Raw genomic sequence first — 14646 nt, forward strand, 5'->3', positions numbered from 1 at the left:
TATAGCCCCATAAGAAAAGCCCAAGAGCAGCACTCTTGGGCTCAGCCCTTTACTTAAGGAAGCGATAGATTCGCAACCTGATTGACGAACGGCGTGAGGAAATCAGGTTGCGAACCTATCGCAACCATAAAGCCGTTCAATAAATTAGAGTCTGGCTAAACACCCGACTAGACGAATTCGTCTTAAGCTAAAGGGTATTTTTATTATATATCAGGTTAATGACTTTATACAATTTTATGTTGTTACTCTTTATGGCGCTAGTAGATAGCACCTTACTCTGGCTTGTGACTTGATGTAGAGTGCTTCCCCCGTACCTTATTTATCGTGATATTAGATACGGATGGTTAATCTTATTGACTAGAGCGATAACGGAGGGGCGGTTTAGCCCCGACAGTAGCGGATGGCAGGATTAGCTGCAAATAACAATGTTTTAATCTCAAAGGTAACGCTTTTCTCTATAATTCGTTGGTGGCACCCGTCCACACACCAAGCGTTACCCTCTCATTACCCCCATAATCTGGGACGGTCTCAATTTGAGTATAGCCATTTAAAGTAAAAATATCAGTGACATCCTTACCTTGATCATGCCCATGCTCAATTGCCAATAAGCCACCACTTACCAAATAATTTTTGGCTTGATCACATATTAATTTTATATCCGCTAGTCCGTTATCCTCAGCTACCAATGCAGACAAGGGTTCAGCTTTAAGCTGACTCAAATGTTCATCTCCCCCTTCTATATAAGGGGGGTTGGAAACAATCACTTCAAATTTCTGAGCTTTGTCCTCTAAACCTTTTGCAAATACTGAAAACCAATCACTTTGAAAAAACTCTATATTTTTGACTTCATTTAATAGTGCATTTCGTTTGGCGACTTTTAAAGCTTCTTGAGAATAGTCAATCGCAGTTACCTGCCATTGATTTTGATATTGATTAGTCAGCTCTAAAGCTAAACTAATGGCAATACACCCCGACCCTGTACCTAAGTCTAATAATTTAAAATAAGGATTTGATAGGGTTTCAGCTTGTGGATCAGAACTGCTTAGGCTATTTTTAGTATTGTTTGTTTGATAGTGTTTGGCTATCCAACCTAACACTTGTTCAACCAAAACCTCAGTATCTGGTCTTGGAATTAACGTATGTTCATTGACCTCGAATTCGAGTGACCAAAATTCTTGTTTCCCCGTTAAATAAGCCAATGGCGTGCCAGCCTGCATCTTGGCAATACCTGCGTCAAACTGTGCTAGTTCATCTACGCTTAGGACGTAATCCCTATCTGTAATTAAAAATGAGGCTGGTTTCTGTAGAACATGTAATAGCCAATCAGTTACCCAATGTGCTGGGATATCAGCATAACTATTTAGAAAGCTATTAAATTTGATGCTTTTAATCGTTCTAGCTATCACACTACTCTCGTTTGTTAATAAGTTAAATTTAAGCTAAGTCATCAAGAATTTATTTATAGTTTTGGCGGTTCTACAGGATCATCATTTTCGCCGATAACCACATGCTTATCTACCAAATATATTAGAATCAATACTGGCAACCCGATACAGAATGTAATAGTAAAGAAATTAGCAAAACCAAGGTTTTCTGAAATCCCTCCTGAATACCCCCCCAACACCTTAGGAAACAATGTCATTAAAGATGAGAAAATTGCATATTGAACCGCAGTAAATTTAATAGAGGTTAATGCGGATAAGAAGGCAACAAAGACAGCGGTAGCAAACCCAGCGGCTAAGTTATCTATGATGACAGCAAAATACATATAATTTAAATCACCCGGATGATAAGTGAGCAAAATAAATAATAAGTTTGTGGCACTTGCTGCTATAGCACCAAGCATCATGACATGCATCATTTTCATCTTTTGAGCAATAAGTCCACCTAAAAAACCACCCATGATGGTCATTATCAACCCAAGAAATTTAACAGCGTCTGCGATTTGCACCTTTGTGAAACCCATCTCAGCATAGAATACATTGGATATTACACCAGCAACAATATCAGACACCCGATAAAATCCAATTAATAGCAAGAGTAATATAGCTTGTTTGCCATATCGCCTAAAAAAGTCGGCAATAGGATCTACCCATAATTTTTTTGCTACTGATTTCTTAGCCAGCCCAACCGTAACAAGCCCATAACCTACAATCAGAGCTACCGCTAAGCTGCCCAATAAGCGAACAGCTTCATGCATGAACTTTAAAAACACGCCTTCAGCTTCACCTAATACATGCCCTATAGCAATGAACGACCCAATAAAAGCGAGAACAGAAATAACAAACAATAATACAATTCTCAAATTGTCATTATTCGATTGTACAACTAATGATACTTTATTGATTATTTTAGGCTGATTAAAAATATAATAAAGTAGCAACAAGGGCGCACATGCAATAACAGCAAAAAAGTACATATTTATATTTGGTACTATAGAAGCTGGTACTAAAACTAACTCAGTATCTAAAAACTTTTTAAAGAAGGTACTTATTAATACAAGTAGCCCATAAATCGACCCAGGTATCAGCAAAAAACCTGCATAAATACTAAATATTCTAAGGTTTTTTCTTTGCTTGTCACGCTGTAATGTTTCAGCAGAAGGCTCATATCCTGCAAAGGTGGTTAATAGCGCGATAGACATAATGGCAGCCATTATATAATAAGTGTAACGCCATGCCTCATAGCTATAGTGCTCTTGTGTTGATCCAAAATATGTTGCTAAATATAACGGGCCAGCACCAGCGACAATCATGCCAATGCGATAACCAGATACATAAATCGATGATAGAGTGGGTTGTAATTCAAACGTAGATAGCTCGATTCGATAGGCATCAATAACAATATCTTGAGTGGCCGATGAAAAACCTAATAACACTGCCCCAGCTGCCATAACCCAAAGAATATTTTGATCAATGGGGTTAACGTTCGCCATTATAATAATAGCCAGAATTATTAGGAGTTGTGAGACAATCATCCATGCCCTTCGTCTACCTAACCATTTAGTTAATACTGGTAAAGGCATCGAGTCTATTAAAGGTGCCCAAATAAACTTAAACGAATATCCAAGTCCAGCCCATCCAAACATGGTTATGATACTTTTTTCAATTCCCGCTTCACTTAACCATAGTGATAAGCTTGAAAATATGAGCAATATTGGTATACCAGCTGCAAATCCTAGAAACAGCATAATCATCACTCTTAAATCAAGAAATGATTTAAACGCTTCTGACCATGATTTTTTGGTTGGATTATTTCTTGAAGGGCTGGCTTGTGAGGCAGAGGACATGTTTAACCTATCATTAAATCATAAAGAAGTGGGTAAAAGCGTAATATTACTTTAGTATAGGGTTTTTGACTAGAGATTAAAGCAACTGAAGAAGCCTTATTAGATTTTATTCGTTAGTTATCTCAATCAAATCATTGTATAATCGTAAGTTATCTGTTAAATATTAAAGAGCTTATGAGATCATTCAAACCTTGAGTGATTTAAATCAAAGCGATACGGAAAGTTTTATGGCCATTGATGAAATCCTCAACCAAAGACATCTACAAATTCAGTTAAAACAGCTAGAGACTGTTTGGCATACGGTTATTAATGGTTATAACCTTAGCCAAGCGGCCTCTGTGTTACATACCAGCCAATCAAGCCTATCTAAACACATATCTGCACTTGAGAATCAACTCAAAGCAGATGTATTCGTACGTCAAGGCAAAAGATTGACTGGGCTAACTCAAATTGGTAAAGATTTATTACCGCATATCGAAGCCATTTTTACCGAGATGCGTACTATTGAAAACTTAAGCCTTGATTATAATGACCCTCAAGTAGGCACGTTAACCTTAGCAACCACGCATACACAAGCCCGCTATGTTTTACCAGATATTATTAAAGAATTTAAGCAGCAATATCCAAAAGTTCAGCTAGTATTACAGCAGGCCGATCCAGAAACCATTACCAATATGGTTATTCGAGGTCAAGCAGATATTGGTATTGCGACAGAATCATTATTGCAAAATGCGTACCTTAGATGCCATCGTTATTACGATTGGTCTCATGTCATTATCATTCCTAAAGACCATGAGTTGGCCAAGGCAGAAACAGTTGATTTACCAACTCTAGCCAGTTATCCGTTGATTACCTATCACGGCGGTTTTACTGGACGTAGCACGATTGATAAAGCATTTAAAGAGGCTGGTCTTGAGCCAGATATAGTATTAGCAGCATTAGACGCCGATGTGATTAGCACCTATGTGGGAGCCGGCCTTGGCGTGGGTATTATTGCAGAAATGGCATTTGAGCCCAGTCATTATCAAAATCTTACCGCTATTCCAATAGATCATTTCGGCCGTTTTACCAGCTGGATAGCTGTGCGAGATGATGCACAAATTCGCCATTTTGGACACGCCTTCATTAAATTGTGTCAAAGTCAGTTTAGTAAATAAATACGATGATTTTTGTATTTACAACCTGAAAAGGAGCCTTTATGGCTCCTTTTTTTATTTACTAAAACTGAATCTACTGAACTTATAGCAAAGCACGGATTGACTGGTTTTATGCGTCTGGTTTTATGCAAATTGGCAGTTATTTATTGTGCTCTTTAACTACCATACAGCCAGCGCAAATAAACAATAAGCAGCCGTTGTTAATTATACAACTGCGTAAATTTAGTTACTAAAGCGTTATGTAATTTTATAAACCTTAGATTTTATAAAGTACACGTTAGGTTTTATTAAAAAAATAGCATTGCCCTTGAAAGCAGATACTAAAGTAGTCATATATTTAGATATATAGTATTTAGGATTATAGTATTTAGGATTTACGATGAAAGCTATTCCTCTATCTTTTTTAGATTTAGCCCCTGTTCCTGAAGGCAGTACGACTGCATTAGGAGTTAAACATGCTGTAGACATGGCAAAAAGAGCAGAAGCCATTGGTATGAATCGATACTGGATGGCAGAGCATCATAATATGCCCGGTATCGCCAGCGCCGCTACATCTGTCCTACTTTCTCATATTGGTAGCCAAACAAATAAAATACGTATTGGATCAGGTGGCGTCATGCTACCAAACCATTCTCCCCTAGTGATTGCAGAACAGTTTGGCACGCTGCAAGCGTTGTATGGAGATAGAATTGATTTAGGACTTGGTCGAGCACCAGGTACAGATGGTGCCACCTTCAAGGCATTGCGTCGTCAAATCAATGATGCAAGTCATTTTCCGCAGGATGTGCAGGAACTTCTCTTCTTTTTAGGCAGTGACTCTGCCAATAGCCCAGTTCAAGCTTTCCCAGGAGCAAATAGTAATGTGCCCATTTGGATATTAGGCTCCTCCCTTTTTGGGGCAACATTAGCAGCCCAACTTGGACTGCCGTATGCCTTTGCGTCACACTTTGCTCCCCGAATGATGACCCAAGCCATACGAGTATATCGGGATAGCTTTAATCCCTCAGCTTATCTTGATAGGCCTTACGTGATGCTTGCGGCTAACTTATTACTAGCGGATGATGGTGCAACGGCACGCTATCACTTCACTTCAGCCCAGCAAAGCTTTGTGCGCCTACGCCGCGGTGGACGCGGGCAAGTCCCAAAACCGATTGAGTCAATGGATGGTTTTTGGAGTGATAGCGAGCAAGCTATGGTTGAAGAGGCTTTAGCCGTTTCATTTTTGGGTACGGTGGCCAGTATAAAACCCCTCCTCCACCACTTTATAGAAGAGCATAAGCCCGATGAAATGATAGTCACGACGAATATTTATGATCAACAAGCACGCCTGCGCTCATTAGAATTAGTGCCTAAACTTGGGATTTTTGATTTAAAAACATAACCACCGAGCCTTTTTGGCTGTACGAGTCTTGATATGTAAGAGTCTTAATGAATGGGCAGAATTACATCAGTCCCATTCCTCGTAAAATACCCGCACCGATGGCCATACCGAATAACGAGACAACAGTGGTAAATGCCAAAATATTTGCCGCCAATACCTCATTGCCACCCATTGCTTTGGCCATCACGTAGCTGGCGGCGGCTGTGGGTGATGCCACCATCAAAAATAGCACACCCATGTGCACCCCTGATAAGCCAAACCATAAACCTACGGATACTGCTACGATTGGAGCAATAAAAATGCGCCCAATACTCGCCTGCATAGATAACCCTGAAGGGTGCAGCATTGATTTCAAATTGATGGTTGCCCCCGCACAAATTAAGGCAAGGGGTAGCGCCACTGCCGCTAACAAGTCGCCAGTCTGATGTATGATACCCGTTAGTTTCGGCAACCCAATTGCTTTATAGATAAAAGCGGCGACCAATGCAATGATAAGTGGATTACTGACTAGCTTTTTCAACACTGTAAAAAGACGGTCTTGCCAATGAATACCGCTATCTATAGACACTCGGCTTAAGGTAATGACCGCTAAAACATTAAAGAAGATGGTTAATAATCCCATATAAACCGCAGCAACGCTGAGTCCTACTGATCCATACGCATTAGCCGCTGTGGCCAAACCTATAATTGCCATATTACTGCGAAACACACCTTGTACAAACACGCCTTTGTCTTCAGGCCTTGTTACAAAGTATTTAGCATACAGCTCCGCACCAAAATAGAGAATGAGAGTGGCTACCACACCGGCCAGTATTAAGGTTAACTGCTCAGCATAATTAACCTCGCTGTCTGCAACACTAAAAAATAGTAAACACGGTAAACAATAGTTGAACACCATTTTTGAAGCTTGATCAATAAAAATAGGACTGACTTGCCCTTGACGTTGCATGAAAAAGCCCAACCCCATTAAAAGGAGGTTGGGCAATACAATGGTTAAGGCAAAAACAATAGCATCAGTCATTAAAGTCTCGCTGATAAAGGCTCAACTAAACGCTCATAAATACAGTAAACAGTCATCAAAATGTCGTTATCCATTACTCACTCAACGCTGACTTAGCTTTGCGCTGTTTTTTGAGCGTCATACCCAGCAGCTGGATTGCAGCTGGTGTTACCCCACTGATGCGCCCAGCTTGAGCAAGCGTGGCAGGGCGAACGGTTTGCAACTTTTGCACAATCTCAGTCGATAGCCCTGAAATAACTGAATAATCAAACTCCGCAGGCAGCTGTGTATTCTCAAGGCGTTTCATCTGGTCAATATCTTCTTGCTGACGGTTAATATAGCCTGCATATTTAACGGAGATTTCAATTTGTTCGCCAACATCGTGAGCCACTGTGCCGCCTGTTACTGCCGCGATATCATCAAAGCCCACGTTAGGGCGTTTCAATAAATCGTAAGCAGTTGCTTCTTTTGACAGCTGCTCGCCCGTATTCTCACTAAAAGTCTTCCCCATCTCATTGGTTGGGGTAATCCACAGGTTTTTTAGACGTGCCGATTCAGCGGCAATTGATTCCATTTTATTTTGGTACGCTGCCCAGCGAGTATCATCAATCAATCCAAGCTTGCGGCCGACTTCGGTCAGACGTTGATCGGCATTGTCTTCACGCAATAACAGGCGATATTCTGCACGACTGGTAAACATACGATACGGCTCTTTAGTACCATGGGTTATTAGGTCATCGACCAATACCCCTAAATACGCTTGGTCACGTCTTGGCGTCCAAGAATCCATCACTGGGTTGTCTTGGGTAGAGAGCGCCGCGTTGATACCGGCAAGTAAACCTTGAGCACCCGCTTCTTCATACCCCGTTGTCCCATTAATTTGACCAGCAAAATATAGGCCATCAATGGATTTAGTTTCTAAGGTTGGCTTTAAGTTTTGCGGATTAAAGTAATCATATTCAATAGCATAACCTGGACGGGTAATATGAGCATTTTCAAAACCCACCATCGTACGGATAAACTCAATTTGAACATCAAATGGCAGACTGGTAGATATACCATTTGGATAAAGCTCATGAGTGGTTAAACCCTCAGGTTCAACAAAGATTTGATGGCTATCTTTATCGGCAAAGCGATGGATTTTATCCTCAATCGATGGGCAATAACGAGGCCCGACCCCCTCGATTTTACCTGAAAATAATGGCGATCGATCTAAATGCTGACGAATTATATCGTGTGTCTTACGGTTGGTATGCGTAATATAACAATTGACTTGCTTAGGGTGCATGTCCACATCGCCCATGAAGCTCATTACGGGCAATGGCGTATCACCTGGCTGCACTTTCATGGCACTAAAATCAACGGTTTTGGCATCAATTCGGGCTGGCGTTCCCGTTTTTAAACGACCAACAGGTAATTTTAATTCACGTAACCGTTCAGCAAGCTTTATAGAAGGTGGATCTCCTGCACGCCCGCCTTTGGAATTTTCAAGGCCAATATGAATGACACCGCCTAAGAATGTACCTGAAGTTAGCACGACCGACTGGGTACGAAAAATAATACCTGTGGAAGTAACCACTGCACAAGCTTTACCGTTTTCGACCAAAATATCGTCTGCGCCTTGTTGGAACAAGTCTAAGTTGGGCTGATTTTCAAGCGTATGACGAATGGCCGCTTTGTACAAAATACGATCTGCCTGAGCACGAGTGGCACGAACTGCTGCCCCTTTTCGGCTATTTAGGACACGAAATTGAATACCAGCTTTATCAGTAGCCAAAGCCATCGCACCGCCCAGCGCATCGATTTCACGCACCAGATGCGATTTACCGATACCCCCTATAGCAGGATTGCAACTCATTTGCCCTAAGGTCTCAATATTATGAGTAAGCAACAGTGTTTGCACCCCCATACGAGCAGAGGCAAGTGCCGCTTCAGTACCGGCATGACCACCGCCAATAACAATGACATCGTAAACTTTAGGATATTGCATAAATGCCCACACCTTCCAGCCCTAAGGATGGTTATTGATAGTTATAACGACTCAGTTTAGACACACCAAGCGTTGAATAATAAGAAAACTTAAACGTCGGTTAATACTTGAAATTATTTAAAAAATTTAAAACTCAATGTCAGATGTTAAAAATAAATGACCTATCTACTACAAACTAATCTACTACAAACTAACTTATAAGAATGATTTTACGTTGCGTTAAATTATATCATTAATCCCGAACCATTATTAGCTTCAAGCTCATTAAGACATTTGCTAAAATGTAAAAGTATCATCATATTCTGTGAAATCCACCTAATTTATACTTCTATTAATAAGGGTATGTTATGAGATATCTTATTGTAGTTACACCTTCATAGATACTCATCCAAGTTTTAATGTACTTTTTAGTGAGCGATGATGATCTGACTAAAGACACCTCTCTCTAAGATTAGATAGCGAAACAATTAAAAGTAGCGAAACAATTAAAAGATGATAGTAAACTATCTGCTAAAGATTGTATAAAGTTAGGTAAAAACAGTGATTATAGGGCTATCTATTTAACACGTGCGGTAACACATATAAAGGTGCAGTTGAAATGGATGGCAACGTGTTTAAGGCAGACTATGAAACAACTGATGGCTATCAAACCGAGAGTTTCCCAAAAACTGTGTAACTGCTTATAATCCACTAACCGGAGAATAAGCAATGACTACTCAATCTGACATTAAAAAACTAGCCGAGCAAATGGCTGGTAGCATGAAAAGCTTCGATGACATTAAAGACTTTCAAAGGCAGCTCATGCAATCCTTTATTGATACTGCCTTAGAGGCTGAAATGGAAGACCATCTCGGCTACCCCAAACATCAAAAAGCGGATAAACCTAATAAGCGTAATGGGCACACTAAAAAGACCGTCCGCAGTGACACAGGCGATCTTGAGATATCCACCCCAAGAGACCGTGACGGCGCTTTTGAACCTACACTCGTGCGCAAGCATCAAACCCGTATTAGTGGCCTTGATGACAAGATTATATTCCTTTACGCCAAGGGTCAAACCACCACCGAGATTGTAGAGAGCATTAAAGAGCTCTACGACGTTGATATATCAAGCTCTCTTGTCTCAAGAGTCACGGACAACATCTTAGAGGACATCACCGCTTGGCAGAACCGGCCACTGAGTAGTGTTTATCCTATCGTCTATTTGGACTGTATTGTCGTTAAAGTACGCCAAGATAAGCAGATTATCAACAAGGCAATCTATCTGGCCTTAGGCGTGGGACTTGATGGTAAAAAAGAGCTGCTTGGCATGTGGTTATCAGAGAATGAGGGCGCTAAGTTCTGGCTGGGTGTTCTCACTGAACTACAAAACCGTGGGGTACAAGATATCCTCATTGCCTGTGTCGATGGTCTAAAGAGCTTCCCTGATGCCATCAATACCGTTTATCCCAAAGCCAAGGTTCAGCTGTGTATCGTGCATATGGTGCGCTATTCGATGAAGTTCGTACCTTGGACGGACAAAAAGGCAGTAGCGGCTGATTTAAAGACCATCTACGGCGCTGATACGCTTGAGATAGCAGAGGCCAACCTTGAGCACTTTGATGAAGTATGGGGCAAAGAGTACCCGCATGTCATCAAGTCTTGGCGCAATAACTGGGAGGGCTTAACGGTGTTCTTTGAGTATCCAAAAGACATCAGAAAAGTGATTTATACTACTAATGCGATAGAATCATTGAACAGCGTGATTCGGACAGCCGTGAATAAGCGTAAGGTGTTCCCATCTGATCAGGCAGCATTCAAGGTAGTATATCTGGCAACCCAGCAGGCCTCTAAAAAGTGGTCGATGCCCATCCGTAACTGGACGTCTGCTCTGAATCGCTTTATGATTATGTTTGATGACCGTATCAGTAAGCATTTAATCTAAATGGCAGTTACACAGAATCTGGGATGGTCTCATCAAACCAGCTCAGATCCTAATCCCGTAGAATGCCTGTAGAATGTGAGCTATTTAACGATATTGCAGCACATTATCTTGAGTCTGACATTAAAGACTATGGCAAACTTAACAACATCTCATAGTATTTAACCAACTATTTACTTTTCTAAAGAAACATTAAGTAATTTGGTCTATTAAATTAATATGTCCAAAAGCCAATATCTGTCTAAAAATCAAATGTTGGCTTGTTACTATTGGCAGAATAGGGTATTACCGCATAACCAAACCGTTTTAACCGTTTTAACCGTTTTATAGTTATTTATTATATTATACCTTTAAAAACAACCTAAAATAGTTACCAGCCAACTGCGCGCTTATAGTACAGTTGTATACCAAAGTGGATTTACACAGTAACCCTTTAGAATTAATTCACTATATATTAGTATTAATGACTTGTTTAGCATACCTAGATTACGCCTAGATAACCCTTAGTTAGATACAAACCAGCATCAAGATTCGTTAAAACATTGACTGGTAACCTCTAATAAAACCTTACTTATAATTAATAGCGCCTATCTTGAGGATAGTATGTACTCCATAAAAACTTCAAATTTTAGCAAAGCAAATTCCTCCCGCCCTTCATTTTATAAATTTAAAAATTATAGGTTCCAAAAAAATCGCATGTTTAAACCTTTAAGAAACACCTTGTTTTTATCAGTTGTATTACCTTGTTTATTTGCCTGTAGCAATATATCAACCTCTTCCATTCACACGCCAAGTACGACAGCATCAACCATTAATTCTAGTCAAAAACCCTACACCCAGATTAGTTCAGACAATTCACGCCATGAATATCAGCTTGATAATGGACTCAAAGTCATTATCAAAGAAGACCATAGAGCGCCTGTTGTAATGACGCAAATATGGTACAACGTAGGATCAACCGATGAACCTGATAATAAAGGCGGTATATCACACCTGCTTGAGCATATGATGTTCAAAGGTACTAAGAAAGTATCTGGTGCAGATTTTGATCGGTTGGTTGCAAAGTTTGGCGGCGATCATAATGCGTTTACCAGCTATGATTACACAGGATATTATGAGATGTTTCCTAGCAACCGCTTAGAATTAGCGCTTGAGCTAGAAGCAGACCGAATGACTAATTTAAAGTTTGATAGTCAAGAATTTATGGATGAATTTACCAAAGAACGTGATGTCGTTATGGAGGAGCGCCGCCAGCGTACAGATGACAACCCACTGGCACGCTCTTATGAGAAGTTCCGTGTCCTGGCATTACCTGATAGTCCAAAAGGTCGGTCCGTGATTGGGCCTATGAATGAAATTGCAAATATTAATATAGATGAGTTAGAAGCATGGTACAAAAAATGGTATGTCCCGAATAACGCTACTTTGGTCATCGTTGGCGATATCACACCAGATGTTGCAATGAAAAAGGTTCAGCACTACTTTGGGGGATTACAGCGTAAACCGCTTCCAAATCGTCCTTCTGTTAGTCAAAAAAACATGCGCGGCTACCAACAAAAAACCATAACCGAGACGATCAACGTCCCTACCTTGATCATGGCTTTTAACGTACCCACATTACCGAGCACAAGAATATCAGATGAGTCAGAAGAAGCTGATATTTACAAACTTCTTATGCTTCAATTTGCCTTAGACGGTGGACATGCCGCAAGATTTGAAAAAAATCTTGTGCGTGACCAAGGGAAACTGGCCTCAGTCATGTCATATTACAATATCTACGAGCGTGGGGATGGTTTATTCTTGGTGCAAGCTACACCCCGTGAAGGTGTTAGCTTACAAGAGGCACAAAATGCTATTATGGCTGAAATTGATAAGTTTAAACAACAAACTATTGCACAAGATGAGATTGAGCGTTCACGTAATAACGCATTAAAAGGTTTTGTTTTCTCGCAAGACAGCATGGCCGGTCAAGCCCAGATCATTGGTAGCCTACAATCTCGTGGAGTTGACGATCGCCATATGAATAAGCTGCCTGAAAAGCTTGCGAAGATTAGCAGTCAAGATCTTAATGACATAGCCCGTAAATATCTTGTTAAAGATAACTTGACCGTCATGCATATTGAGCCACAAAAAAAAGCTAATATAAAGTAAAGCCAAAATAGCAATTTTGATGACTCATATTGACCTTTTATACTCAATGTCAAAAATATTGTCATATGGTCCAGACAAATAAAAGTCTTCTCATCTAGTATTTAAATGAGCAAAAATCAAACCCTCTATTGGCAATGCAAAACGATAGCAACGGATTAAAAAAATGAACTCAGTTAAACCTGTTTTAACCCAAAAAAAAGAAATTAGCCAATTAAATCGAGCTATTTTGACGGCTACTTTAGCGTTTACTTGTATCGTCTCTAGCACAGCGGCTATGGCGACCACCCCTGATATGCTCAGTGATGAACACTCAACCTCAAATGTTGATACGTCGCAGCCCATTATTTCTATCAAAAACCTTGATAGTCTTAAGAATGCAGATTCTTTAGACATGCAGATGCCAGAGTTTCAACGTTTCACAACCAGCAATGGCATTCCAGTTATATTCTTTCAGACAAATCAGTTGCCTATCGTGGATATTGAAATTCGCTTTAATGCTGGTAGTGCAAGAGATAGCAGTATCCGAGATAATAGTTTTGGATTGGCTAATATGGTGGCTAATATGCTGACCAAAGGCACTGTAAAACTAGACGAAACTCAGTATGCTGAAGCAAGTGAGCAATTGGGTATTGAGTTGGATGCCGCTGCCTACAAAGACCAGCTTATTGTTAGCTTACGCAGTATGTCAAACAGCGAGAATCTTTACCCTGCCCTCGACCTACTGAGCCAAGTAATGACAGCACCTAGGTTTGATGCAAACGTTTTGCAACGTACTAAAGCCCAACAAGTGCTAGGGCTTAAGCAAATGAATCAAAACCCCTCTTTTATCGCCAGTACCACATTTAGCGAAGTGTTATATGGTAATCACCCTTACGCTCATTCCTCTTACGGTACGGTCAGTAGCGTACCTACTTTAACCACAAAAGATTTGCAACAGTTCCATAAAAAATATATTGTTGCAAAAAATGCCACGTTGAGCATTACTGGAGATTTAAGCTTATCAGACGCAAAAAAAATAGCAGAGATTGCTAGTAAGAACCTACCTTCTGGAAGCCCCGCACCTAAGCTACCAAAGCCAAAAGCTATGGACAAATCAAAATGGGTGCATATAGATTACGATAGCGATCAGACAAGTATTGTGATGGGTCAAATTGGTTACGCCCTTAAGAGTGATGACATTGCCTTAAAACGTCAATCTGCCTTTACTATCGGTAACGATATACTCGCAGGCAGTGGGTTCAACTCACGCTTGATGGGTAAGGTACGAAAAGAGCTCGGTTACACTTATGGCATTTACGGCAACATGAGTGCTATGCAAGTCGAGGGGCCTTATTCTATTAGTTTCTCAACGCGTAATGAAAAAGCGGATGAAGCGATTGCCGCTACCCTAGACACCATTCATAAGACGCTTGAAGAAGGAGTAACCAAAGAGGAGTTTAATCTAACCCAAGAAAGTCTGATTAATAGTTTTCCTATGGGTTTTGCCAGTAATGCAGGTATAAACCGTATGCTAGGTTTTTTGAACTTTAACCATTTACCAAATAGCTATGTAAGCGAGTATGTTGATCGGATTGAAAAAACCACTATCGACTCGGTTAATCAAACGCTTAGTGAGACTATTGACCCAGATAAATTTATCATTGTGACCGTAGGCAAGCCGCAAATAGATAAGTCATCCCCCCTGCACACACTCAAATAATAAATGATAATACTAGCAAGTGTAGCCAAATTATAAGACGGTATGAGTCTGAGTTAAGA

General features: G+C 40.3%; 9 protein-coding genes. 5 read left to right on the top strand and 4 right to left on the bottom strand.

What is annotated here, in order from left to right:
* Nucleotides 1-455 precede the first annotated feature (455 nt).
* Both prmC and AC2SLN_RS06835 read right to left on the bottom strand, forming a co-directional pair.
* The gene (prmC, locus tag AC2SLN_RS06830) at nt 456-1406 is read right to left on the bottom strand and encodes a peptide chain release factor N(5)-glutamine methyltransferase (protein WP_486549248.1); all 951 of its coding nucleotides are present in this window, start codon (nt 1404-1406) and stop codon (nt 456-458) included.
* A 53-nt stretch (nt 1407-1459) separates the two neighbouring features.
* Nucleotides 1460-3289: an AmpG family muropeptide MFS transporter gene (locus AC2SLN_RS06835; protein WP_486549247.1), complete on the bottom strand. Its 1830-nt coding sequence runs from the start codon at nt 3287-3289 to the stop codon at nt 1460-1462.
* Nucleotides 3290-3555: 266 nt separating this feature from the next.
* On the opposite strand from AC2SLN_RS06835, the gene AC2SLN_RS06840 reads away from it, so the two are divergent.
* Both AC2SLN_RS06840 and AC2SLN_RS06845 read left to right on the top strand, forming a co-directional pair.
* Nucleotides 3556-4446 (top strand): LysR substrate-binding domain-containing protein, encoded by an 891-nt coding sequence (locus tag AC2SLN_RS06840; protein WP_486529908.1) that lies wholly within the window; start codon nt 3556-3558, stop codon nt 4444-4446.
* 379 nt (nt 4447-4825) lie between these two features.
* Nucleotides 4826-5827, top strand: a complete 1002-nt coding sequence (locus AC2SLN_RS06845) for an LLM class flavin-dependent oxidoreductase (RefSeq protein ID WP_486549246.1) — start codon at nt 4826-4828, stop codon at nt 5825-5827.
* Between the two features lie 61 nt (nt 5828-5888).
* Here the strand turns inward: AC2SLN_RS06845 and AC2SLN_RS06850 are convergent, their stop codons facing one another.
* Both AC2SLN_RS06850 and mnmG read right to left on the bottom strand, forming a co-directional pair.
* Nucleotides 5889-6848 (bottom strand): AEC family transporter, encoded by a 960-nt coding sequence (locus tag AC2SLN_RS06850; RefSeq protein ID WP_486549245.1) that lies wholly within the window; start codon nt 6846-6848, stop codon nt 5889-5891.
* Nucleotides 6849-6921: 73 nt separating this feature from the next.
* Entirely contained in the window at nt 6922-8817 is a 1896-nt protein-coding gene (gene mnmG, locus AC2SLN_RS06855) for a tRNA uridine-5-carboxymethylaminomethyl(34) synthesis enzyme MnmG (RefSeq protein WP_486549244.1), read from the bottom strand.
* Nucleotides 8818-9525: 708 nt separating this feature from the next.
* Between mnmG and AC2SLN_RS06860 the strand changes: the two genes are divergently transcribed.
* From AC2SLN_RS06860 to AC2SLN_RS06870, 3 genes are all read left to right on the top strand, one after another.
* Nucleotides 9526-10740 (top strand): IS256 family transposase, encoded by a 1215-nt coding sequence (locus tag AC2SLN_RS06860; RefSeq protein WP_486549243.1) that lies wholly within the window; start codon nt 9526-9528, stop codon nt 10738-10740.
* 693 nt (nt 10741-11433) lie between these two features.
* Nucleotides 11434-12888, top strand: coding sequence for a M16 family metallopeptidase (locus AC2SLN_RS06865; protein ID WP_486550675.1), 1455 nt, complete (start codon nt 11434-11436; stop codon nt 12886-12888).
* A gap of 163 nt (nt 12889-13051) precedes the next feature.
* Nucleotides 13052-14587, top strand: a complete 1536-nt coding sequence (locus tag AC2SLN_RS06870; protein WP_486550674.1) for a M16 family metallopeptidase — start codon at nt 13052-13054, stop codon at nt 14585-14587.
* The last annotated feature ends 59 nt before the right edge of the window (nt 14588-14646 follow it).

This window comes from Psychrobacter sp. CX90 (assembly GCF_057396305.2).